Source organism: Namhaeicola litoreus, assembly GCF_042679565.1.
GTDB lineage: Bacteria > Bacteroidota > Bacteroidia > Flavobacteriales > Flavobacteriaceae > Namhaeicola > Namhaeicola litoreus.
Window position 1 is genome coordinate 341,874 of the sequence record NZ_JBHTMY010000001.1, and the last position, 25,088, is coordinate 366,961.

Annotated in this window: 21 protein-coding genes and 1 tRNA gene; 17 read left to right on the forward strand and 5 right to left on the reverse strand. The window is 34.9% G+C overall.

Going from position 1 to position 25,088, the window contains the following annotated elements; translation table 11 throughout:
* Positions 1 to 19: 19 nt before the first annotated feature.
* The 3 genes from ACFQ39_RS01560 to ACFQ39_RS01570 all read left to right on the forward strand — a co-directional run bounded on the left by ACFQ39_RS01560 (position 20) and on the right by ACFQ39_RS01570 (position 1,879).
* Positions 20 to 739, forward strand: coding sequence for an NUDIX hydrolase (locus ACFQ39_RS01560; protein ID WP_377175745.1), 720 nt, complete (start codon positions 20 to 22; stop codon positions 737 to 739).
* 8 nt (positions 740 to 747) lie between these two features.
* Positions 748 to 1,176 (forward strand): hypothetical protein, encoded by a 429-nt coding sequence (locus tag ACFQ39_RS01565; RefSeq protein WP_377175747.1) that lies wholly within the window; start codon positions 748 to 750, stop codon positions 1,174 to 1,176.
* A gap of 88 nt (positions 1,177 to 1,264) precedes the next feature.
* The gene (locus ACFQ39_RS01570) at positions 1,265 to 1,879 is read left to right on the forward strand and encodes a fumarylacetoacetate hydrolase family protein (protein ID WP_377175749.1); all 615 of its coding nucleotides are present in this window, start codon (positions 1,265 to 1,267) and stop codon (positions 1,877 to 1,879) included.
* A gap of 163 nt (positions 1,880 to 2,042) precedes the next feature.
* Here ACFQ39_RS01570 and infB read toward each other — a convergent pair whose 3' ends face one another.
* The 3 genes from infB to rimP are packed head-to-tail and all read right to left on the reverse strand — an operon-like array spanning position 2,043 to position 6,595.
* Entirely contained in the window at positions 2,043 to 4,850 is a 2,808-nt protein-coding gene (gene infB / locus ACFQ39_RS01575) for a translation initiation factor IF-2 (protein WP_377175752.1), read from the reverse strand.
* Between the two features lie 24 nt (positions 4,851 to 4,874).
* Positions 4,875 to 6,125 carry a transcription termination factor NusA gene (nusA, locus tag ACFQ39_RS01580; protein ID WP_377175753.1) on the reverse strand — a complete coding sequence of 417 codons (1,251 nt, stop codon included), beginning with the start codon at positions 6,123 to 6,125 and terminating at the stop codon, positions 4,875 to 4,877.
* A gap of 8 nt (positions 6,126 to 6,133) precedes the next feature.
* Entirely contained in the window at positions 6,134 to 6,595 is a 462-nt protein-coding gene (gene rimP, locus ACFQ39_RS01585; RefSeq protein ID WP_377175755.1) for a ribosome assembly cofactor RimP, read from the reverse strand.
* A 153-nt stretch (positions 6,596 to 6,748) separates the two neighbouring features.
* Here rimP and ACFQ39_RS01590 point away from each other — a divergent pair, with 153 nt between their 5' ends.
* Positions 6,749 to 7,579 (forward strand): universal stress protein, encoded by an 831-nt coding sequence (locus tag ACFQ39_RS01590; RefSeq protein ID WP_377175756.1) that lies wholly within the window; start codon positions 6,749 to 6,751, stop codon positions 7,577 to 7,579.
* A 305-nt stretch (positions 7,580 to 7,884) separates the two neighbouring features.
* Entirely contained in the window at positions 7,885 to 8,613 is a 729-nt protein-coding gene (locus tag ACFQ39_RS01595) for a sulfite exporter TauE/SafE family protein (RefSeq protein ID WP_377175758.1), read from the forward strand.
* Between the two features lie 92 nt (positions 8,614 to 8,705).
* Here the strand turns inward: ACFQ39_RS01595 and ACFQ39_RS01600 are convergent.
* Positions 8,706 to 8,776 (reverse strand) — tRNA-Gln (locus ACFQ39_RS01600).
* Between the two features lie 179 nt (positions 8,777 to 8,955).
* Here ACFQ39_RS01600 and ACFQ39_RS01605 point away from each other — a divergent pair.
* Complete coding sequence (locus ACFQ39_RS01605; protein WP_377175760.1) at positions 8,956 to 12,036, forward strand: glycosyltransferase family 117 protein; 3,081 nt, start codon at positions 8,956 to 8,958, stop codon at positions 12,034 to 12,036.
* Positions 12,036 to 12,674 carry a polysaccharide deacetylase family protein gene (locus tag ACFQ39_RS01610; protein ID WP_377175762.1) on the forward strand — a complete coding sequence of 213 codons (639 nt, stop codon included), beginning with the start codon at positions 12,036 to 12,038 and terminating at the stop codon, positions 12,672 to 12,674. Before ACFQ39_RS01605 ends, ACFQ39_RS01610 begins: the two co-directional genes overlap by 1 nt.
* Here ACFQ39_RS01610 and ACFQ39_RS01615 read toward each other — a convergent pair.
* Positions 12,671 to 12,967, reverse strand: a complete 297-nt coding sequence (locus ACFQ39_RS01615; RefSeq protein ID WP_377175764.1) for a thioredoxin family protein — start codon at positions 12,965 to 12,967, stop codon at positions 12,671 to 12,673. The genes ACFQ39_RS01610 and ACFQ39_RS01615 overlap by 4 nt on opposite strands.
* Positions 12,968 to 13,120: 153 nt before the next feature.
* On the opposite strand from ACFQ39_RS01615, the gene polA reads away from it, so the two are divergent.
* From polA to asnS, 10 genes are all read left to right on the forward strand, one after another.
* The gene (polA, locus tag ACFQ39_RS01620; RefSeq protein WP_377175766.1) at positions 13,121 to 15,964 is read left to right on the forward strand and encodes a DNA polymerase I; all 2,844 of its coding nucleotides are present in this window, start codon (positions 13,121 to 13,123) and stop codon (positions 15,962 to 15,964) included.
* 162 nt (positions 15,965 to 16,126) lie between these two features.
* Entirely contained in the window at positions 16,127 to 16,582 is a 456-nt protein-coding gene (gene rplM, locus ACFQ39_RS01625; RefSeq protein WP_377175768.1) for a 50S ribosomal protein L13, read from the forward strand.
* A 1-nt stretch (position 16,583) separates the two neighbouring features.
* On the forward strand, positions 16,584 to 16,970 hold the full coding sequence (gene rpsI, locus ACFQ39_RS01630; protein WP_377175770.1) for a 30S ribosomal protein S9: 387 nt from the start codon (positions 16,584 to 16,586) through the stop codon (positions 16,968 to 16,970).
* Between the two features lie 125 nt (positions 16,971 to 17,095).
* Complete coding sequence (gene rpsB, locus ACFQ39_RS01635) at positions 17,096 to 17,827, forward strand: 30S ribosomal protein S2 (RefSeq protein ID WP_377175772.1); 732 nt, start codon at positions 17,096 to 17,098, stop codon at positions 17,825 to 17,827.
* A gap of 71 nt (positions 17,828 to 17,898) precedes the next feature.
* Positions 17,899 to 18,723 carry a translation elongation factor Ts gene (gene tsf, locus ACFQ39_RS01640; RefSeq protein WP_377175774.1) on the forward strand — a complete coding sequence of 275 codons (825 nt, stop codon included), beginning with the start codon at positions 17,899 to 17,901 and terminating at the stop codon, positions 18,721 to 18,723.
* Positions 18,724 to 18,850: 127 nt separating this feature from the next.
* Entirely contained in the window at positions 18,851 to 19,558 is a 708-nt protein-coding gene (gene pyrH / locus ACFQ39_RS01645; protein ID WP_377175776.1) for a UMP kinase, read from the forward strand.
* 20 nt (positions 19,559 to 19,578) lie between these two features.
* Complete coding sequence (frr, locus tag ACFQ39_RS01650) at positions 19,579 to 20,133, forward strand: ribosome recycling factor (RefSeq protein ID WP_377175778.1); 555 nt, start codon at positions 19,579 to 19,581, stop codon at positions 20,131 to 20,133.
* A gap of 73 nt (positions 20,134 to 20,206) precedes the next feature.
* Positions 20,207 to 22,600 (forward strand): efflux RND transporter permease subunit, encoded by a 2,394-nt coding sequence (locus ACFQ39_RS01655; RefSeq protein WP_377175780.1) that lies wholly within the window; start codon positions 20,207 to 20,209, stop codon positions 22,598 to 22,600.
* Positions 22,597 to 23,463 carry a glucose-1-phosphate thymidylyltransferase RfbA gene (rfbA, locus tag ACFQ39_RS01660; protein WP_377175782.1) on the forward strand — a complete coding sequence of 289 codons (867 nt, stop codon included), beginning with the start codon at positions 22,597 to 22,599 and terminating at the stop codon, positions 23,461 to 23,463. Before ACFQ39_RS01655 ends, rfbA begins: the two co-directional genes overlap by 4 nt.
* 80 nt (positions 23,464 to 23,543) lie before the next feature.
* Positions 23,544 to 24,977, forward strand: coding sequence for an asparagine--tRNA ligase (asnS, locus tag ACFQ39_RS01665; protein ID WP_377175784.1), 1,434 nt, complete (start codon positions 23,544 to 23,546; stop codon positions 24,975 to 24,977).
* The last annotated feature ends 111 nt before the right edge of the window (positions 24,978 to 25,088 follow it).

Below are 25,088 nucleotides of genomic sequence, written 5' to 3' on the forward strand. Positions count from 1 at the left end.
ACAATTATTTTTTTATACTATGAATATCAAGAACTTTTTAGAAAAGGGAAATGAATTGGTTTTGCCAAATCTTTCTATTGATATTGTTATCATTGGGTATGAAGCGAATGAACTTAAGTGCCTCCTGCTTCAAATTGGGGATAAATGGTTACTGCCTGGAGGCTTTGTTTTAAAGAACGAATCTGTAGAGAATGCGACAAAAAGGATTTTAAAAGAAAGAACCGATTTAGAGAATACGCATTTTAAATTTTTAGAAGTTTTTGGAGATAAGGATCGGAGGTTTAAGCAAATCTGGAAGGATTTTTATGAGAAATCAGGACTTATTTGGACAGATTATTGCTGGCTAAACACGAGGTTTGTCAGCCTCGTTTATTACGCCTTGGTAGATATGGAGAATACTTTTCCTGCTTTAAACGAAATTGATGAGGCTTTTGCCTGGTATAGTTTTGAAAATCTTCCAAGTATGTGGATGGATCACAAAACAATCGCCTTAACAGCGCGAAAGAGATTGAAAGAAGATATAAAACAAGAACATATAACTTTTAATCTTTTGTCTGACGAATTTACTATGCCCGAACTTCATGAACTTCATCAAACCATTTTATGTGAAAAACTCGACAGAAGTAGATTTCAAAAAAAAATGCTTTCTTCAAATTTATTTGAAAGACTTCCTGAAAAGAATCAAAAATCCCCCGGAAGAAATCCATATCGCTATAAGATCAAACCTAAAAAAATATAAATTTGATCATGTGGCAAAAAACACTTCTTGTTATTTTCTTTCTCAGCACGCTCCTTTCTTGTTCTAATGAAGAGGAAACTAAACTCAATAAATACCCCCAAAAATGGATATTGGTCAAAATGACTTATCATATGACGGGTACAGAGGTATCAGGTTTAGACATGCCTTGGCAAGAGATTTACTTACTTAATGAGAACGGTACTTTTAAAAAACAGAGAGAATCAGAAGGAGCAGTTACAGAAGAATCAGGTTTATATAAACGAATTGAAAACAACAACGAGACTTTACTTGAATTCCATTACAAAACTCCTAGTGAAATCGTCGGCAGTTGTACAGGAAATCAATTAGAGACACTTTGGTTAAAAACAAACAATATACTTGTTAGCACTTGGTTACAATGTGATGGTCCGGGATTAGAATACCATCGAGAATTCTGATCTTTTAAACAAAAAAAATCGACATAAATTACTTGAATTGGCCTACTTATTAGTAGTTTTAATTTTCAATATTTTAAATGATAAATCAATGAAAATTCTCGCTATCGGCAAAAACTATGTCAACACGAAAGAAGAAATAAGCTCAAACAAAACCGGACAACAAATTATCTTTTCGAAACCAGAATCAAGTTTAGTTAGAAACAATGCAGATGTAGTTTATCCATCCTTCACCAATGATTTGAGGTATGAAGCAGAACTTGTTTTGAAAATTGGCACAAAAGGAAAGAATATCTCAGAAAATGAGGCGCTCTCTTATATTTCTGAAATAGGTATAGGAATTGATTTTACGGCTAAAGATATTTTTGACCTGTACAGAGATTTAAAAGGCCCGTGGGATTTGAGTAAAGGTTTTGATGGTGCTGCTCCGATATCATCCTTTCAACCACTTGCCAATTTTAGTGATGTAAACAATATCCGTTTCGGATTAAAAATCAACGGAAAAGAAATGCAATCAGGTAATACAAATTTCATGATATACAATTTTAGCGAAATTGTTGCCTTTGTTTCTAAATTCATGACCTTAGAACCAGGTGATCTCATTTTTACTGGTACTCCTGCCTCGGGAACAGGACAAATATTTAAAGGGGATCATTTACAAGCTTCGATCGAAGGAGAAGTCGTGCTAGATTTTAACATGATATAGAGAACTTGAACTTTCGAGAATCACCAAATTTTCATTTGAATCTTTTTTGATTTGCAAGGTTTACGAGGTATTTTAAACCTAAAGGTTAAAAATTAATTTTAATACCCGAGGTCAAAAAAAAAGGGTTGGAAATAATCCAACCCTTTTTTCGTATTTCTTAAATCTATTTCAATTTTTTCTTCACTGCCACTTCTTGGTAAGCTTCAATGATATCGTTTTCTTGAATATCGTTGTAATTTTTGATCTGCATACCGCAGTCATACCCTTTAGAAACTTCTTTGACATCATCCTTAAATCTTTTTAATGAAGTTAATTCTCCCGTAAAAATGACGACATTATCTCTAATAATTCTAATTTTTGATGATCTGTAGATCTTACCATCGAGCACCATACAACCTGCAATCGTTCCAACTTTCGAAATTTTATAGGTCATACGTACCTCGGCATTACCGGTAATTTCCTCTACAATTTCAGGAGATAACATACCCTCCATTGCATCTTTCACATCACTAATGGCATTGTAGATAATCGAGTAATTTCTGATATCTATTTCTTCTTTTTCGGCTAAATGTTTTGCACTTACAGATGGTCTCACATTAAAACCGATAATAATTGCCTCAGAAGCCGATGCCAATAAAACATCCGATTCAGTAATAGCACCTACTCCTTTATGAATGATATTTACCTGAATTTCTTCTGTAGTCAATTTTTGCAAAGAATCTGTCAATGCCTCAACTGAACCATCCACATCACCTTTTAAGATAATGTTCAATTCTTTGAAACCGCCTAAAGCAATCCTTCTACCAATTTCATCAAGTGTAATATGTCGTTGTGTTCTAATCGATTGTTCTCTGTGTAACTGAGATCTTTTTGCTGCAATTTGTTTGGCTTCTCGTTCATCATCGTAAACACGGAATTTATCACCTGCTTGTGGTGCTCCATCGAGTCCTAAGACAGAAACTGGAGTAGAGGGTCCGGCTTGTTCAATTAAGTTTCCTCTTTCATCATGCATGGCTTTCACCTTACCAAAATGTTTTCCGGCCAACATAAAGTCACCCACTTTCAAAGTACCGCTTTGTACCAAAATGGTGGTAACATATCCTTTTCCTTTATCCAATTGTGCTTCCACTACAGAACCCGTTGCAAATCTATCCGGATTCGCTTTTAGTTCTAACAATTCAGCTTCCAACAATATTTTTTCCAAAAGATCTTTGACACCTGTTCCTTTTAGAGCGGAAATGTCTTGGGATTGAATTTTCCCTCCCCATTCTTCGATCAACAAATTCATTCCGGCAAGTTCTTCTTTTACCTTATCCGGATTTGCATTGGGCTTATCAATCTTATTAATTGCGAAAATAATAGGCACACTAGCTGCCTGAGCATGACTGATTGCCTCTTTTGTCTGAGGCATTATTGAGTCATCTGCAGAAATTACAATTACGGCAATATCTGTTAATTGTGTACCCCTTGCCCTCATCGCTGTAAACGCTTCGTGGCCTGGTGTATCTAAGAACGTTATTTTCTGGTCTTTACCTATATCTACTGAATAAGCTCCAATGTGTTGGGTAATTCCACCAGACTCTCCGGCGATCACATTTTCTTTTCTCACATAATCCAGCAAAGACGTTTTACCATGATCTACGTGACCCATAACTGTTACGATAGGTGATCTCGGTTTTAAATCTTCTGGCTTATCTTCTTCAATATCACTTGATTCTTCTACCTCTGCATCGACAAATTCCACTTCATAACCAAACTCGTCCGCAACAATAGAAAGTGTTTCGGCATCCAACCTTTGGTTCATGGTCACCATAATACCCAATGAGAAACATGCTGTAATGATTTGCGTTACAGGCACTTCCATCATCGTTGCAATTTCATTAACAGTAACAAACTCTGTTACCTTTAATACTTTGCTTTCTGCCTCTTGTTGCTCTTGCTCCTTTTCTGTCTGTTGACGGTGAGCATCCCTTTTTTCTCTTCTGTATCGCGCACCTTTACCTTTTGAAGATTTACCTTGAAGCTTTTCTAATGTTTCTCTTACTTGTTTTTGTACGTCTTCTTCATTCGGTTCTTCTTTAACCGCAGGTTTATGCTTTGATTTTTTAAAATCTCCAGAACCTTTGTTTTTATCTACCTGTGAAATTTTTACTGGTGAAGGTTTGAATATTCTTTTTCTTTTTGTTTTCTTATCGGCATTATCTTTACCCTTCTCACCTTTTGCATCCTTCTTCTTATCTTTCTTATTGTCTTTAAACTGAGAAAGATCAATCTTATCAGTAATTTTTGGACCTGAAAGTTTTTGATACTGAGTAACATGCGTTTCAGATTCAGTTTCCTCTTTCACCTCTGGTTTAACTTCCTTTACCTTATCCTCTACCGACTTTTTTTCCTTTAACTTAGGCTTTACTTCTGTACTCTCTACGGCTTTTTGTTCTACAGGCTTACTTTCTTCTTTGGTTTCAGTTTTTTTCTTTGGCTCCAAGTCAATCTTACCAACCATTTTTGGCTTTTCAATTTTGACATTAGACTTGATTACCTCTGGTTCTGCAACTTTTTCAGGTTCTTTAACCTCCTCTTTTTCAACAGGCTTTTCAGGTTCCGGTTTACTTTCAGTTTTTGGTTCCAGGTCAATCTTACCAACCATTTTCGGACCTGTTAATTTTTCAGATCCCGGTCTAAATATATCTTGATTTCTTTGACTTACTTCTCGATGACTCTTTTCGAACTCCTTCCTTAACTCTTCCTTCTCCTTTCTTTTCTCTTCGCCAATTTCAATAGAAGTTTCTTTTTTACTTTTATCAATTGCGAATTCATCAGCCAACAGTTGATGTACTTCTTCAGAGATTTTCGTGGTTGGTCTTGCCTCCACCTCATGTCCTTTTTTGGCAAGAAACTCCACAGCTCTGTCCAAAGAAATATTCAACTCCCGGAGAACTTTGTTTAATCTTATTGTATTCTGATCACTCATATATTTTTGACCTAATTTATTTTTCTACGCTTCGAATTCTTCTCTTAGAATTCGCTGGACATCAAGAATGGTTTCTTCCTCTAAGTCTGTTCTTTTTACTAAATCTTCAACATCTAGCTCCAGTACGCTTCTAGCTGTATCTAAACCAATTCTTTTAAACTCTTCTATAATCCAATCTTCGATTTCATCAGAAAATTCTGTAAGGTAAACATCCTCAACATTTTCTACGTCATCGCGTTGAACATCGATCTCATAACCGGTTAACATACTAGCCAAACGGATATTTACACCACCCTTTCCGATGGCTTTTGATACTTCCTCTGGTTTCAAGAACACATCAACCCTTGCTTTTTCTTCACCAACAGCTGGGTTTATGACAATGGAAGTTACTTTTGCCGGACTCAATGCTCTAGCAATGAAAATGGAATCATTTTTTGTGTAATTGATCACATCAATGTTTTCATTTCCTAATTCTCGAACAATTCCGTGAATTCTGGAACCTTTCATCCCAACACATGCACCAACAGGATCAATTCTATCATCATAAGAGTCTACGGCTACTTTTGCCTTCTCACCAGGTATTCTAGCTACCCTTTCGATTGTAATTAAACCGTCAAAAACTTCTGGTATTTCCTGTTCGAACAGTTTTTCTAAAAATTCAGGAGCTGTTCTTGATAAAATGATCGCAGGTTTGTTACCTCTTAATTCTACTTCTTTTATAATACCTCTTACAGATTCACCTTTCCTGAAATAGTCAGATTTTATCTGCTCACTTTTTGGCAAAACCAATTCCACGCCGTTATCATCTAGTAAAATAACTGCATTATGTCGAACATGGTGTACTTCTGCACTGTACAATTCACCCTCCAATTCCTTATATTGCTTATATGTATTGGTATTGTCGTGTTCGTGAATTTTCGCAATTAAATTCTGACGCAAAGAAAGAATTGCTCTTCTGCCTAAGTCTACCAATTTAACTTCTTCAGAAACTTCTTCACCCACCTCAAAATCGGGCTCTATTTTCCTAGCTTCTGTCAAAGATATTTCCTCATTATCGTCTTCTACTTCCCCATCGTCAACCACAACGCGGTTTCTCCAAATTTCTAAATCTCCTTTATCAGGATTTATAATGATATCAAAATTATCATCAGAACCATATTTTCTTTTCAAAGCAGCTCTAAAAACCTCTTCTAAAATGGCCATCAGGGTAACTCTATCAATGCTTTTATCATCTTTAAACTCAGAAAATGACTCTATTAACGCAATATTTTCCATATCATTATTTAAATAATTATTTTCACTTTAGCTTCTTTAATTTCTTTTATTGGAATAGTAATTTCACGTTCTACGGTTATTTTTCCTTTCCCTACAGGTTTCGGCTCTCTTGTCGTTTGAAGAATCACAATAGACTCATCGTCAACTTTTTGCAAGACACCTTCACTTGTACCTTCCTCAGTTTTTACTTTCATTGTTCTGCCAATGTTTTTTTTGTATTGACGGAAAGATTTCAAAGGTTCTGTAATATCAGGAGTGGTAACTTCTAACGCGTAATCTTCTTCTTCTCTATCCAAGTTATTTTCAACATGTCTGCTGATTCTAATACACTCATTTAAGGGCACTCCAGCATCACCATCAACAATAACAGTAATTTTATTTGAGGAAGAAATTGCCAAGTCTAATAAAAAAAGTGACTCATTCTCCTCTAGAGCTTCATTAACTAAATGTACAACTTTTTCAGGATTCATTCTTTACATATAAAAAGAGGGGATTTTAAATCCCCTCCAACGCATTACATCTTAAAATTCGGTGCAAATATAGTAATTCATTTCATTCTGACAAAAATCATTACTTATTCAGTACAATTTCTTAACTTTAACTCTCCAACTAAAAAATTTATTATGAAAAGAATTCTAGTTCCCGTTGATTTTTCGAAAGAAGCTGAATACGCAGCCAAAGTTGCTGCGAGTATCGCAAGAAAAACCGACAGCGAGATAATTTTGTTACACATGCTCGAATTACCTGTTAACATTATTGATCCTGCCGAAATTAGCAGTATTAATACTGGTCCTCAAGCTTTGTTTTACATGAAACAAGCCCATGAAAAGTTTGATAACTTTATACAAAAACCATTTTTTAAAGGAATTAAAGTGGTCGAATCTATTCAATTTTCTATGGCATTTGCCGGGATTATTGATGAAAGTAAAAAACATAATATCGACTTAATTGTGATGGGCTCACAAGGTGCAAGTGGTTTACAAGAAATGTTTATCGGTTCAAATACTGAAAAGGTAGTGAGAAGATCAACTGTTCCTGTACTTGTTGTAAAATCCAATGGTGTTGAGTTTAACATAAAAAACATCGTTTTTGCATCAGACTTTAAAGAAGAAAGTAAAAAAACATTTCCAAAGGTGATGGAGTTTGCCAATCTTTTTGGCGCTAAATTCCATTTTCTATATGTAAACACCATTCATAATTTCAATACCACAAAAGCCATTGAAGAAAGAATGCATAATTTCATCAAAGACTTTGAATTAAAAGACTTCAAAACAATTATTTATAATGACATTTCTATAGAAAATGGTATTCTGAGTTATTCAAATGATGTTAAGGCTGATTTAATCGCTTTAAATACACACGGAAGAAGCGGATTGTCACAACTCTTTAATGGAAGTATCGGCGCAGAGCTCACCAATCACGCCCTGAGACCTGTTATTACATTTAAATTATAGGAAAATGAATCCAAGGCCTTACATAAGGCCTTTTTTCTTTCTTTAAAGATGATTAATCACCCAAATGGTGCTGTAAATCATTAAAGTGCTTAAAATAAGTATGTAGATGATAGAAAGTGTCGTCAGTACTACATTTTTAATTATCTTCATTTTTACACGTTTAAATTCACACAAAATTAAACTCCAATATTCCATTTTTACACGACAAGCAATGCCTTTCCATGCTTCTCGAACAAAACCCTGCTTATTGAACTAAAAATCACTAATTTTATTGTATTTCAAACAATTACAAATAATTTTGGGCAATGGAAGAAAGGTTTATCCTATTTTACACCCTGGCCTATCTCGCAGAAGTAATTGGAACGATAAGTGGATTTGGATCTTCCATCCTTTTTGTTCCTATCGCATCTCTTTTTTTTGATTTTGAAAAGGTTCTTGGCATTACGGCCCTATTTCATATTTTCAGTAATCTATCCAAGATTGCTTTTTTCAAAAAAGGAATCAACAAAGAAATTGTTCTAAAATTAGGCATACCAGCGATCGTTTTTGTTACAATAGGAGCAGTAATGAGCAAGTTCGTGGCACAAAAAAAATTGGAATTAATTATGAGTATTTCTCTGTTCATTATTGCAATTTTTTTGATAATTTATTCCAAAAAACAAATCAAAACAACAACCAGAAACCTCATCACCGGAGGTGTATTATCTGGCTTTTTTGCTGGCTTAATAGGTACAGGTGGCGCCATAAGAGGACTAACGCTTTCGGCCTTTCACTTAGAGAAAAATATATTTATAGCCAGTTCTGCATTAATTGATTTAGGGGTAGACTCAAGTCGGACGATCGTGTACTATTTGAACGGTTATATGAGTAAAACCTTTTTAATTACACTTCCCTTTCTTGTAGCTGTTAGTATTGCAGGTACTTGGACTGGAAAAAAGATTTTGAGTAAAATTTCCCAAAAAGTATTTCAAAACATCGTTTTAGGGGTAGTCATTTTAACCTCAGCAGTATATATTTTTAATTACTTGAAATAAAAAACAACAAAACAACATCAAGTATGAAGGAATAAATATAAAAATAAAAAAGCGTAAACAATTATATTACAATTATTTACGCTTTTAAGTTGTTGACCCACAGGGATTCGAACCCCGACAAGCGGCACCAAAAACCGATGTGCTACCGTTACACCATGGGTCAATGTCAAACGAAATTCTAAAAAAGAACTATTCCGTTTAAGCAGGCGCAAATTTATAACAAAGATTCTTTCTAGCAAAAAACTTTTTACGCTTTTTTACTAATTTTTTTCTAAGGTTTTATTCAAGCAATTTCCATTTGATATATTTTAGTAAATTCGCCTCGACATTTAATCAATTTTCATGCTTGCAAATCACTATCAAAAATATAACAATATTCTAGGTTGGATCGCTTTTGCTATCGCCTTAATTACCTATACCTTAACTCTAGAGCCAACGGTTTCTTATTGGGATTGTGGTGAATACATAGCCACTTCTGTTAAATTAGAAGTCGGCCACCCACCAGGAGCGCCACTTTTTCAAATGATGGGCGCATTTTTTGCCATGTTTACCAATGATGCATTACAAATTGCGAAAATGGTAAATTTTATGTCGGCCTTGGCTTCTGCTTTTACCATCTTGTTTTTGTTCTGGACCATCACCGCGATCGCCAAAAAAATGGTTCTAAAATTTAACGACCATATTTCGGATGGTCATGTTATTGCAATTTTAGGAAGTGGAATGGTTGGCGCATTGGCCTATACCTTTTCAGACAGCTTTTGGTTTAGTGCAGTAGAAGCAGAAGTATATGCTATGTCGTCTTTTTTAATGGCACTTCTCTTTTGGTTAGGTTTGAGATGGGAAACTGAAATGGACAATCCTGGTGGCCATAAATGGCTATTGTTAATCAGTTTTGTTGTGGGATTATCATTTGGAGTTCACATTTTGTCTTTGCTCGTAATTCCTGCCATTGTTTTTATGTATATCAACAAAAAAACAGAACATTTTAATTGGAAATCATTTGTTTTAGCCAATGTGATTTCAGTGGCAGTTTTGGCTTTGATCTTCAAATTTTTGTTCCCATTTACATTGGTTTATTTTAGTGCCTTAGAATTGTTTTTCGTCAATACAGTTGGATTACCCTTTAATTCAGGAAGTATTATTGCCGGTATCATTTTAGCAGGACTTTTCTATTTTGGATTAAAACAGACTCGTAAAAAGAATAAACCGATTGCGAACCTGGCAATCTTGTGTACTCTATATATTATGATCGGTTTTTCTTCTTGGCTCATGTTGCCCATTCGTGCAAATGCGAATACGACTATTAACGAAAATAACCCTTCAAGTGCCAGAGAGTTACTGGCTTATTACAATCGCGAACAATACGGTGATGCCAATGTGTTTTACGGATCATATTTTTCTGAGAATGGCGCAGATAGAGATAAATCTGACCCATATAGAGATGCAAAACCAAAGTATGAAAAAGACGAAGAGCAAGGTAAATATGTAATTGTCAATAATTATAAGGATGCAATTCCAAATTATTCAGATAAACATAAGGGCTTTATTCCTAGAATGGTTGATCCATCTCCCGGCGTTGTTCAAAATTACAAAGCAATAACGGGTATTCCTCAAAAAAGTAACCGCAGACCGACCTTTGGTGAGAACATCTATTTTATGATCGATTACCAATTTGGTTATATGTATGCCAGGTATTTTATGTGGAATTTTGTTGGAAAACAGGACGATATCCAAGGGAATTTAGACAATCACGGAAATTGGATGAGTGGAATCAATTTTATTGACGAAATTCGATTGGGTTCTCAAAAAGATCTTCCAGCAGATGTACTTGAGAATAAGGGAAGAAATAAGTACTATTTTCTGCCATTTATCCTTGGCTTGATTGGCTTGTTTTATCAACTAAAAAACGATAAACGAGATTTTTATGCCCTTTTCTTGTTTTTTGCCTTTACCGGTCTTGCCATTATTTTTTATACAAATCCGAAACCTTTTGAACCGAGAGAGAGGGACTATGCTGTAGTCGGATCTTTTTATGTATTTGCCATGTGGATCGGCTTTGGTGTACTCGCCTTATACGACCAATTCAAAGATAAACTAAACCCTAAAGTTTTAGCTTTGTCCATTACAGGACTTAGTCTTTTGGCAGTACCAACACTAATGGCCAAAGAAAATTGGGACGACCACGACCGTTCCGGCAGGTATTCAACACGCAATAACGCTAAAGCTTATTTAGATTCTTGTCAGGAAAATGCCATTATGTTTACCATTGGCGACAACGACACATTTCCACTTTGGTATATGCAGGAAGTGGAAGATTACAGAACCGATATCAAATTGGTCAACACGAGTTTATTTGCCAAAGATTGGTATATAGACCAACAGAAAAGAAAAACATACAAAGCACCGCCAATTCCATCACAACTTTCGCATGATGACTACAAAGAAGGTTCTCTGGACGTAGCTTATCACTACCCCTATCCATTTCCACAATTTAAAGATTCTATCATGGATATTCAATCTTTTATGAAATGGATACAAAGCAAAGATCTAAGAACAACGGTTGATTTTGAAGAAAACGGACATCCTGAAAAAGTTTATCCTACTAATAAATTACGCTTAATGGTTGATAAAGATGCTGTACTTAAAAACGGCATTGTACCGATGAAAGATGCAGATTTGATCGTTCCCTATATCGACATTACCATCGCAGATGTACTCACAAAAAACAGAATACTGATGTTGGATGTTCTTGCCAATAATAACTGGACTCGTCCATTGTATTTTACTGGTGGAGCTCAAGCTGCCGAGGAATATATTTGGCTAAAAGACTATTTGCAACTCGATGGTTTGGCATATAAATTTGTGCCAATAAAAACACCTTTAGAAGGTGCGAACTTTATGAACATGGGTAGAATTGATACCAAAACCATGTATGAAAATGTACAAAAATGGGATTGGAGAAATTCTAATGGAGATATCTATTTAGATCCAGAAACACGTAAAAACGCAATTTCTTTTAGAAACAGTCTTGGAAGATTAGCAGATGAATTGATTTTGGAAGGAGACTTCGGCAAAGCTGAAGAGATTCTCGATTTGGCTATGGAAAAAATGCCCATTGATCGATATGGTTATTACAGATTAGTGATAGGCTACATTGAGTCTTATTACAACATCGACAAAAGAGAGAAGGCTCGTTTTATCTCTGAATATTTAATAGGACATATCCAAGAGACACTAAATTATTACGGAGCGATGAGTTCGGATGAAATTAGTGCTAATTTTAATGAATTAGAAGGGAATCTTGATCTGTACCGCTATATCATTGCAACTACTCAAGAATTTGATAGTGAGGAGTATACTGCAGAGCTAAAAGAAGAATTTATGGCATCTGTTTCCATGTTAGAAAAAGTGTTAGAGGAATAGTGTGGTACCCTGTTAAAACTCCGTCTTTTGCTAAGGTAATTTTACCTGATCTTTGCTGGAATTTTAACAAAAGCCAAAAGGATCTATATCTTACTTTTGACGATGGTCCACACCCTGAAATTACTCCTTGGGTTCTGGAATTATTAGAAAAATATCAGGCAAAAGGTACTTTTTTTTGTGTAGGAGAAAATGTGGAGAAGTACCCAAATGTAATTCAAACAATAAAGGATCAAGGTAATTCTCTTGGTAATCATACTTTTAATCATTTGAATGGGTGGAAAACTCCTCTCGAGATGTACCTGGATAATATCAAAAAATCATTTGATACTTTTGAAAACTTGTGTTTTAAAACGAATTTATTTCGCCCACCCTATGGCAAATTGAACTTGGCGAGTAAGTTGCAACTTAAAAAGTGGAATACTAAAATTGTGATGTGGGATGTACTTAGCGGAGATTTTGATTCTGAAATTACCCCAGAAAAATGCTTTAAGAACGTAGTCGAAAATGCACAAAACGGGAGCATTATCGTTTTCCATGATAGCTTAAAAGCAGAACTAAATTTAAGATATGTCCTACCCAAAGTTCTAGATTATTTTTCAGAAAAAGGCTACCGTTTTAAAGCTATAGAAGAAACCTAAGTGTATTGCTCAACCAGACTAATCAATGTATTCGCATCTTGTAAGCCCGTTTGTCGCCACTTCATTTCACCATTTTTATAAATAATGAATGTGGGATTTCCTTTAATTCTTAATGCGTTGGCCAAAGCCTCATTTTTTTCTACATCAATTTTCACAACTCTTGCTTTATCGCCTAAGGCTGCTGCTACATCACGCAAAATAGAATGAGTGCTATCGCTTTCATCATTGAGCTGAGAATAAAAATCAATTAAAGTTGGTACGGGGGATTCGATGAGTTCACCAAACTTTGTCATATTATTTTCCTTTTGAAAACCTTATCACAAATATAACATTTTTAATGAATTAGCTTTTTGTACTAATAAAAATAGGATTGGAATGAAGTAACTTTCGTCAATTAACCAAGAAAACGCTCAATTTGATTATTTTTACAATTCTAAATAAACTTCATGTCAGATTCCAAAAAACTATTTCTATTAGATGCTTACGCATTAATCTTTAGAGGATATTACGCTTTTATTAAAAATCCAAGGATAAATTCTAAGGGAATGGATACTTCTGCCATAATGGGATTTATGAATTCACTTCTCGATGTGATCAAAAGAGAAAGACCAGATCATTTAGCGGTTGCCTTTGATAAAGGAGGATCATCCGATAGAAACGAAATTTTTCCTGAATACAAGGCGAACAGAGATGCCACCCCCGAAGCTATAAAAATTGCTATTCCCTATATTCATGAGATTTTGAATGCAATGCATATTCCTATTGTAGAAAAAGAGGGTTATGAAGCTGATGATTTGATAGGTACTTTATCAGTTCAAGCCGAAAAAGCAGGTTTTACGACCTATATGGTGACACCAGATAAAGACTTTGCACAATTAGTTACCGACAAAACTTTTGTCTACAGACCTGCTAGAATGGGCAATGGTATAGAAATTTGGGATGTAGAAACTGTGAGAGAGAAATATGATGTAAAAGAACCTATCAATGTTACAGATTACTTAGGAATGATGGGAGATGCGGTTGATAATATTCCGGGATTACCCGGAGTAGGAGACAAAACTGCGAGAAAGTTTCTGAAAGAGTACGGAACACTAGAAAACCTTTTAGCAAATACTCATGAGCTAAAAGGAAAAATGAAAGAGAATATAGAAGCCAATGCAGAATTAGGTCTTCTTTCTAAAAAACTGGCAACCATTATGGTAGATTGCCCAGTTGAGTTTGATGAAAAAGATTTTGAATTAGATCCGCCCGATTTAGAAAAAATTCAACAAATTTTTCAAGAGTTAGAGTTTAGACGATTGTTTGAGAATATCAATCAGACTTTTCAAGGAAACTCAAAGAGCTTAAACCAAGATGAGGTAGCATCACAATCTTTTTCAAACGTTTCTTCGGCTTCTAATGGAAGTAATGACCAGCAATTGGACATGTTTTCTAATGTATCTAGCGATACTGCGATAGATTTTCCAGGCTCTGGTTTTATTCAAATTGATAATAAAGATCATCATTATCAATTTATAAACACAAATACAGGTCATCATATTCTGCTTAAAAAACTTCTTGCCCAGAAATTAGTCTGTTTTGATACCGAAACTACAAGTTTAGACACTTTTTTGGCGGAGTTAGTTGGTATCGCATTTTCTTTTGAGCCTGGCAAAGGATATTATGCTGTTTTCCCAGAAGATCAGATAGAAGCACAAAAAATTATCGAAATCTACCGACCCTTTTTCGAAAAGGATTCTATTGTAAAAGTGGGGCAAAATTTAAAATACGATATTAAAGTACTACACAATTACAATATCGAGGTTCAGGGTGAAGTATTCGACACTATGATTGCCCATTATTTGATCAACCCTGATATGCGCCACAACATGGATGTTTTGGCTGAAACTTATTTAAATTATCAGCCGGTACCTATTGAAAATCTCATCGGAAAAAAAGGCGTGAATCAAGGAAATATGCGTGATGTAGATTTGGAAAAACAAACAGAGTATGCTGTTGAAGATGCCGACATCACATTACAGCTCATGCATATTTTTGAACCTGAATTAGTCAAAAATAAATTATCTGAATTATATCAAAAAATTGAAGCTCCGCTCATAATTGTTTTGGCCAATATGGAATTGGAAGGGATCAATATAAATAATAATGTTTTAAACGGATTATCACAAGAATTAGAAAAGGATACAGCAGAATTAGAAAGGAAGATTTACGCTCAAGCAAAAACCGAATTCAATTTGGCCTCGCCAAAACAGTTAGGTATTGTTTTATTTGAGGAATTAAAATTGGTTGATAAACCAAAAAAAACGAAAACTGGTCAATATGGAACAGGTGAAGAAGTTCTATCCAAGTTGGCAGAAAAGCATCCTATTGTCAAAGACATTTTAGATTGGAGAAGTTTAGTTAAATTGAAAAATACATACGTAGATTCATTACCAAACGAAATAAATAAGAAAACAGGGAGAATTCATACTACCTATAGCCAAGCGGTAGCAGCAACCGGACGCTTGAGTTCGAATAATCCTAACCTTCAAAATATTCCCATAAGGACTGAAAGGGGAAGAGAAATCAGAAAGGCCTTTATCCCGAGAAACGAAGATTACGTTTTATTAGCGGCAGATTATTCTCAAATAGAATTGAGATTAATTGCAGAATTGAGCAATGATAGTGAATTGAAGTCAGCATTTGAAAGAGGTGAAGACATTCACAAATCTACGGCTTCAAAAGTGTTTAATGTACCATTAGATGAGGTTACTCGAGAACAGAGAAGTTATGCTAAAACGGTAAATTTCGGAATTATTTATGGCGTTTCAGCATTTGGATTAAGTCAGCAGACCGATTTAAGTCGAGGAGAATCCAAAGAATTAATTGAGAATTACTACAAAACTTATCCTACTTTAAGAGCATACATTGATCAGCAAATTGATTTCGCCAGAGAACACGGATATGTTGAAACTATTCTGGGAAGACGTAGGTATTTAAAAAATATCAACTCAAGAAATGCAGTAGTTCGCTCAGGTGATGAACGAAATGCGGTAAATGCGCCAATTCAAGGTAGTGCTGCAGATATTATCAAAATTGCCATGATCAACTTACATAAAATTCTAGAGGAAGGGAAATATAGATCAAAAATGATACTTCAAGTGCATGACGAATTGGTGTTTGACGTTCACAAAGATGAATTGAGCATTCTAAAACCTATCATAAAAGAAGAAATGGAAAGTGCCTATCAACTCTCCATACCATTAATAGTCGACTTGGGTGAAGGAAAAAACTGGCTGGAAGCACATTAAAATTCGAAAATAAAGTTCTTGAAATCAATTTATTGTAAGTAAATCCTTCTTTAAACATTTATTCCAAAAATCCCTTTTGTTAAATACATATTTTATTGTACTTTTGCACACTCTTTTTACTAAAAGAGAAAAGGAAGTTTAATATTAACAAAAAATTTAATTGTGAATACATTAAGTTACAAAACAGTGTCGGCCAACAAAAACACCGTAAACAAGGAGTGGGTTGTGGTTGATGCAGACGGTCAAACGTTGGGTCGTCTAGCCTCTAAGGTAGCAAAGCTCATCAGAGGTAAATACAAACCAAATTACACTCCGCATGTAGACTGTGGAGATAATGTAGTGGTTATCAACGCTGAGAAAATTAATTTAACCGGGAAAAAATGGGATGCGAAAACTTACATTCGCCACACTGGCTTTCCTGGTGGACAAAGAACTCTTTCTGCATCAGAAATGTACAAAAAAGATCCTACTAGGTTAGTGGAGAAAGCAGTAAAAGGAATGTTACCAAAAACCAAATTGGGTGCTGACTTGTTCAGAAATTTGTATGTATACAGTGGTACTGACCACTTGCAAACAGCACAAAACCCAAAATCTATTAACCTAAACGATTTAATGTAATATGGAAACTATTCATAAAATAGGTAGAAGAAAAACCGCAGTTGCGCGTGTTTACTTATCAAAAGGTAAAGGTAACATTACAGTTAACGAAAGAGAATTTAACAACTATTTCACTACAGATACTTTACGTTACAAAGTTTTACAACCATTAAATTTAACCAACAACTTGGAAAATTTTGATGTTACTGTAAATGTATTTGGCGGAGGAGTAACTGGACAAGCCGAAGCTATTCGTTTAGGCATATCAAGAGCATTGGTTGCTTTGGACGAAGAGAATAAATCTGTTCTTAAACCAGAAGGATTATTGACAAGAGATCCAAGAATGGTGGAAAGAAAGAAATTCGGTCAGAAAAAAGCGAGAAAGAAATTCCAATTCTCAAAACGTTAATATCATTATTTATAAATTATTTAAACCATTGTTGTCGTTTTTCAAGTCTAGCATCCAAATAAGGAAGACCGATCGTATCGCTACTTCTTTATTGCTACTAAAACGGAACGTAAACTAAACACAAAATGGCAAACGTAGAAATTCAAGATTTAATTGACGCCGGGGTACATTTTGGTCACTTGACCAGAAAATGGGATCCTAACATGGCCAACTACATTCACACTGAACGTAAAGGAATTCATATTATCGACCTTTACAAAACCAGAGCTAAGATGGACGAAGCTGCTAAAGCTTTGAAAAAAATTGCTGCTTCTGGAAGAAAAGTGTTGTTTGTAGCAACCAAAAAACAAGCAAAAGACATTGTAGCTGCAAAAGCTGAGTCGGTAAATATGCCTTACATCACAGAAAGATGGCCAGGTGGTATGTTGACAAATTTCGTAACAATTAGAAAAGCAGTAAAAAAAATGAGTCAGATCGATCGTATGAAAAAAGATGGATCATTCGATGCTTTATCTAAAAGAGAGAAATTACAGATCAACCGTTTAAGAGCAAAATTAGAGAAAAACTTAGGTTCTATCGTTGATATGACCAGAATTCCTGGTGCTCTTTTAGTAGTTGACGTAAAACGTGAGCACATTGCAATTGCTGAAGCACAAAAATTGAATATTCCAATTTTTGCGATGGTAGATACAAACTCAGATCCTAGACCGATTGATTTTGTTATTCCATCAAATGATGACGCGTCAAAATCGATAGAAAAAGTATTAGCGCATTTAACTGATGCAATTGGTGAAGGTTTATCTGAAAGAAAATCAAACAAAGACACCAAAGAAGAAGTGAGTGCCACTGCAGAATAACTAAAATAGGTTGAATCATAAAAAGAGGCTTCAAATCCTGAAGCTTCTTTTTCAAATAAACAAAAAAAATTATGGCAAATATTACCGCCGCAGACGTAAACAAATTAAGACAAGCTACTGGTGCAGGAATGATGGACTGCAAAAAAGCCTTGGTAGAATCTAATGGAGACTTTGAAAAAGCAATAGAATTTTTGAGAAAAAAAGGTCAAAAAGTTGCTGCGAATAGAGCCGACAGAGAATCAACAGAAGGAGCTGCAATTGCAAAAGTAAATGAAGATCACACTTCTGGTGTTTCAATTGTTTTAGCTTGTGAAACTGATTTTGTTGGTAAAAACGAAAGCTTTGTTACTTTAGCCAATAAATTAGCAGACATCGCTTTAACATGCGAATCAAAAGAGGATTTATTAAGTGCCTCTATTGACGGAATGACAGTTGCTGACAAATTAATCGAGCAGACAGGTGTAATTGGTGAAAAAATAGAAATTCCTAGTTTCCAAAAAATTAACGCCCCTTATGTATCGAGCTATATCCACGCTGGCAACAAAATTGCCTCATTGGTAGGCCTTTCTGGAAAAGGAAATGGAGCTGAAGAGGTAGCAAAAGATATTGCAATGCAAGTTGCTGCTATGAATCCGTTAGCACTTGATGAAGCCGGTGTTGATGCGAGCATTATTGAAAAAGAAATAGAAATTGCAAAAGATCAATTAAGAGCAGAAGGGAAACCTGAAGAAATGCTTGATAAAATTGCAAAAGGAAAACTAAATAGATTCTTTAAAGAAAATACCTTGATCAATCAAGATTTTATTAAAGACAATAAAATGAGTGTTTCACAATACGTAAAGACATTAGGGAAAGACGTAAATGTAGTCGATTTCAAACGTGTTGCACTAGGTTAATAAGCCTATGAAAATATGAAGATCCCCGATAAGTTTTTATCGGGGATTTTTTTTATCTTAAGTTTAAATCGCAAATGCTTAGATATAAAAATTAGTATATTTGCAAAACCAATTTTCAGTCCTTAGAATGAAATATAAAAGAGTCTTATTAAAATTAAGTGGAGAATCCTTAATGGGTGACCAAAATTACGGAATAGACGGCACTCGTATTTCAGATTATGCCAAAGAAATAAAGCAAGTCGTAGACTCAGGTACTGAAGTTGCTATCGTTATTGGAGGAGGAAATATTTTTAGAGGATTAGCCGCCGCGAGCAAGGGAATGGATAGAGTTCAAGGTGATTATATGGGTATGTTGGCAACCGTTATCAATAGTCTTGCTTTGCAAAGTAGTTTAGAAGAAATAGGCGTGCAAACGAGATTGTTGACAGCGATCAAAATGGAGCAAATTGCAGAACCTTTTATCAAAAGAAGAGCAGTTCGTCATTTAGAAAAAGGAAGGGTCGTTATATTTGGAGCAGGCACCGGAAATCCCTATTTTACAACCGATACTGCCGCCGTTCTCAGAGCCATAGAAATTGGTGCCGATGTTATTTTAAAAGGAACTAGGGTGGATGGTGTATATACGGCTGATCCTGAAAAAGACAGCAATGCAATCAAATTTGACGAAATAACCTTCAAAGAGGTTATGGAAAAAGGGCTGAAAGTTATGGATATGACTGCTTTTACCCTTAGTGAAGAAAATGAGTTGCCTATTATTGTTTTTGATATGAACAAAAAAGGTAATCTTTCAAAAATTGTTTCTGGAGAGAATGTTGGAACAATTGTGGATTTGTAAAAAAGTAAAATTCTAATATCATGAACGAAGAAATTCAATTTGTTTTAGACAGCGTGGAAGAACAGATGTCAAAAGCCATATCACATCTTGAATATGAATTTACAAATATTAGAGCTGGGAAAGCTTCGCCAATTATGCTCAAAAGTGTAATGGTAAATTATTACGGTGCCAGTACGCCACTTTCCCAAGTTGCGAATGTAAATACATTGGACGCACATACTTTAACCGTTCAGCCATGGGAAAAATCTATGATCCAGGAAATTGAAAAAGGAATTCAGAATGCTAACTTGGGCTTTAATCCCATGAATAATGGTGAAAGCATTATTATAAATGTTCCAGTACTCACAGAAGAACGACGAAGAGATCTAGTCAAACAAGCTAAAGCCTTAAGTGAACTTGCTAAGGTAAGTATAAGAAATGATAGAAAAGAAGCCAACAATGAATTAAAAAAGCTGGATATTTCTGAAGATCTTAGAAAAAATGCCGAAGTTGATGTGCAAGAACTCACTGATAAGTATAGTAAAATAGTAGATGAACACTTAAAAATTAAAGAAGAGGAAATAATGAAGGTCTAGCCTTTGTGTTACCTGGTTATGGAAACTCATCCACAATCAAATAATCCTTCTCTATAACCCAGGTAGTAAACAGATGAATTTTTGGGTAAGAGTTTCAAGATTTATATTAAAGCAGAGAATACTTATTCTAATTATTCTCGTGCTTATTACCGCTTTCCTCGCATCTAAGATTAAATACCTCGAATTTTCTCATACTGAGGCGAACCTGTTGCCCTCCAATCATATAGAAAATATACGATACGACAAATTTCTTGAAATTTTTGGAGAAGAAGGAAACCTTATCCTTTTGGCCGTTAACGACGAATCTTTATTCGAAGTTGAAAATTTTAGTGATTGGATAGATTTAGCTCATAGACTTGATACATTTAGTCAAGTAGATTTAACTATTTCCGTTGCGGATATTAAAAAACTGACCAAAGATACTGAGAACGAAAAATTCACAGTAGAACCTCTCTATAGTTTAAAACCATCTAGCAAAGAGGACATAGAAAAAATTAGGTATGAATTATTTCATGATTTACCTTTTTTTGATCATTTATTGTACAACAAAGAAACAGGTACGCTTCAAACAGCCATTTATCTCGATAAATCGATAGTAAATACGCCTATAAGAGAAAGGTTTGTCTTTGATGATCTCAATCCTATTATTGAAGAATTTGAGCAAAGAACTGGTTTGGATGTCAGGGTATCGGGTATGCCCTATATCAGAACCATGAATGCCCAAAACATTATCGATGAAATTGGGATGTTCGTCGGTTTGGCACTAGGCATTACATCTCTTATTTTCTTTGTATTCTTTAGATCTTTTAGAGCAACATTTATTACCATGGTAGTTGTGAGCATTGGGGTAATATGGGCTCTTGGTTTTATTGGCTGGTTTAGGTATGAGATCTCTGTTCTCATGGCTTTGATCCCACCTTTGATCATCGTAATTGGGGTGCCGAATGCCATCTTTTTAATTAATAAATATCAACAGGAAGTTAAAAATCACGGTAATCAAGCAAAATCCTTACAAAGAGTTATATCTAAAATAGGTAATGCAACTTTGATGACCAATCTGACCACAGCTTCTGGTTTTGCTACCTTTATATTCACAAAAAGTCAGCTTCTAAAAGAATTTGGAATCATCGCATCCATTAATATAATGGCCATTTTTTTCTTATCACTATTTATAATTCCAATCATCTATAGTTTTATGCACAAACCCAAAGAGCAACATTTGGAGCATTTGGAAAGAAAATGGATGGAAAAAGTGGTGAGTTGGATGGAAAATATGGTTCGTCATAACAGAATTGGTATTTATATTACAACTGTTATCATCATCATTATCAGTTTAATTGGTGTATATATGATTAAGGTCTCCGGCAGTTTGATTGAGGACATGCCTAAAGGGAAAACATTTTATAAAGACATCCAATTTTTTGAAGATGAATTTGGCGGAATTATGCCACTTGAAATTGTAGTTGATACAAAGAAAAAGAAAGGGGTGATGAATTTGACTACGCTTAAGCGGATGAATAAGCTGGAAGAAGAAATTGATGAAATTCCTGAACTCTCTAAGCCTATTTCTGTTTTAAACGTGGTAAAATACGCCAAACAAGCCTACTATAATGGGAACCCCGATTATTATCAACTGCCATCGCAACAAGAACAGAGTTTTATTCTTTCATATTCTAAAAATTCTGGTGCTCAGGCAGAGATGTTAGAAAATTTTGTCGACTCGACAGGTCAATATGCACGCATGACTACTTTTATGAAGGATATTGGTACTGAAAAAATGGAAGAAATTGAAAACAGGTTAAGAGAAAAAGTAAAAAAGAATTTTCCAGAGCAAAAATATGAGGTTTCTTTAACCGGTAAAGCCTTAGTTTTTCTTAAAGGTACCAACTATTTGGTAAAAAATCTCGTAATATCTTTATCGCTCGCCATTTTATTGATTTCTCTTTTGATGGCTTGGATGTTTAGGTCGTATAAAATGATACTCATTTCGTTGATACCTAACATCTTACCCCTTTTAATGACTGCCGGAGTGATGGGTTACTTAGGTGTTCCTATAAAACCATCAACCATTTTAGTGTTTAGTATCGCTTTTGGTATTTCGGTGGATGATACGATACATTTTCTGGCAAAATACCGTCAAGAGCTTATCGCTCATAAATGGAATGTAAGAAAATCTGTATATGGTGCTTTGCGTGAAACGGGTACAAGTATGTTTTATACCTCCGTAGTACTTTTCTTTGGCTTTTTGGTATTTACCGTATCGAGTTTTGGTGGAACAAAAGCTTTGGGAGGATTAGTCTCAATCACTCTTTTATTTGCCATGGGTGCCAATTTATTGTTACTACCTTCACTTCTATTATCTTTAGAATCAGCCATTGCTAATAAAAAAACGTTTAAAAAACCTGCTATCGCAATCATTCCAAGAGATGACGATGATACTGATAGTTTAACCGATGATATGCCATGAAAGGAATTATTTTAGCCGGGGGTAGTGGTACCCGATTACATCCACTTACACTTGCAATAAGTAAACAGCTCATGCCAATTTACGATAAACCGATGATCTATTATCCTCTATCGGTTTTGATGTTGGCTGGTATAAAAGAAATTCTGATTATATCTACCCCTCATGATTTACCATCTTTCGAAAAACTTTTGGGTGATGGCTCCAGATTGGGTTGTAAATTCAGTTATGCCGTTCAAGAAGTGCCAAATGGACTCGCTCAAGCTTTTGTTATCGGGAAAGATTTTATAGGAAATGATTCTGTTGCCCTTATCTTGGGTGATAATATTTTTTATGGAACAGATTTGCACAGAAGACTCATAGAGGCTGCAGAGCCTGAAGGGGGAGTCGTTTTTGCCTACCATGTAAGAGATCCTGAGAGATATGGAGTGGTTGAATTTGATGAGGCAGATAACGTATTGTCGATAGAAGAAAAACCGCAGAAACCAAAATCAAATTATGCAGTTCCTGGTTTATATTTTTATGACAATGAGGTTATTCAAATTGCAGAAAGTTTAAAGCCATCAGCAAGAGGAGAATTCGAGATCACCGATATCAATAAAGCCTATCTCGCAAAAGGGAAACTCAAAGTTGGAGTTTTTAATAGGGGAACTGCCTGGTTGGATACAGGAACTTTCGACTCCCTTATTCAAGCACAACAATTTGTTCAGGTGATTGAAGAGAGGCAAGGTTTAAAAATTGGATGTATAGAAGAAGTTGCCTTTAGAAAAGGCTTTATCAATGAGACTAAATTAAAAGAAATTGCTGATCCATTATTAAAAAGTGGTTATGGTAATTATCTTTTGAGCTTGATAAAAAATAGTTAAAAGAGCACTTGAATAGGCCTAATTATTACATATGAAATTTTATCTTTGCGGGTCGTTAAAAATGAAAATAATTTCACATAATGAATAGGATAAGTATTGCAGAATTATTAGTGTCTGATAATTATTTACACGAAGTAACCGTTAAAGGATGGGTAAGAACATTTAGAAGTAATCGTTTTATTGCATTAAATGATGGCTCTACAATTAAAAATATACAATGCGTAATTGATTTTGAAAAAACTGATCCATCAATCATTAAAAGAATAACAACTGGTGCAGCCTTATCTATTACCGGATTGCTTGCTGAAAGTGTTGGCGCCGGTCAAAGTGTAGAAATTCAGGTATCTAAAATTGAAGTTTTAGGAGATTCAAATCCCGAAAAGTATCCCATTCAACCTAAAAAGCATAGTTTCGAGTTTCTAAGAGAACAGGCTCATTTGCGCATTCGAACAAATACCTTCAGTGCTGTAATGCGCTTGAGGTCTGCCTTGTCTTTTGCTATTCATGATTATTTCACAAAGAATGGCTTTTATAATGTACATACGCCCATCATTACAGGAAGTGATGCAGAAGGTGCTGGTGAAATGTTTAGGGTAAGTACACTAAACCCCATGAATCCTCCAAAAAATGAAGCGGGTGAAATTGATTTTACGCAAGATTTCTTTGGAAAAGAAACTAATCTTACTGTTTCCGGACAACTAGAAGCCGAAACTTATGCCATGGCATTAGGAAAAGTATATACGTTCGGCCCAACATTTAGAGCCGAAAACTCTAATACTTCTCGACATCTTGCTGAATTCTGGATGATTGAGCCCGAAGTGGCATTCAATAATTTGGACGCCAATATGGACTTGGCTGAAGACTTCATTAAATCTGTACTAAAATATATTTTAGAAAATTGTAAAGATGATCTAGACTTCTTGAATCAAAGATTTTTAGACGAAGAAAAAACGAAACCTGCCAACCAAAGAAGCGAAATGTCTCTGTTAGAAAAACTCAATTTTGTGATAGAGAATAATTTCAAGCGAGTAAGTTATACAGAGGCGATTGAAATTTTAAAGAATAGCAAACCAAATAAAAAGAAAAAGTTTCAATATTTAATTACTGAGTGGGGGGCAGATCTTCAAAGTGAACATGAACGTTTCTTAGTAGAAACTCACTTTAAATGCCCTGTTATCTTATTTGATTATCCGGCAAAGATTAAGGCATTTTACATGCGATTAAACGAAGATGGTAAAACAGTAAGAGCAATGGATGTGCTCTTTCCTGGAATCGGAGAAATTGTTGGTGGAAGTCAAAGAGAAGAGCGTTTAGATGTTTTATTAGAGAAAATTAAAACATTTGAAATTGATGAAAAAGAATTGTGGTGGTATTTGGACACAAGACGTTTTGGTACTGCTATACATTCAGGGTTTGGATTAGGATTTGAGCGTTTAGTTCAATTTGCAACGGGTATGGGCAATATTAGAGATGTCATACCATTCCCAAGAACTCCTCAAAACGCAGAATTTTAGAACTTTTTGCAGTAAAATCAACTGTTCTATAATAAATGGGTTAAAAATTGGTTAAAGTGTAGCTCGTATGAATACTGTACGGCTTAATTTGATTATATTTTTAAGTAAATT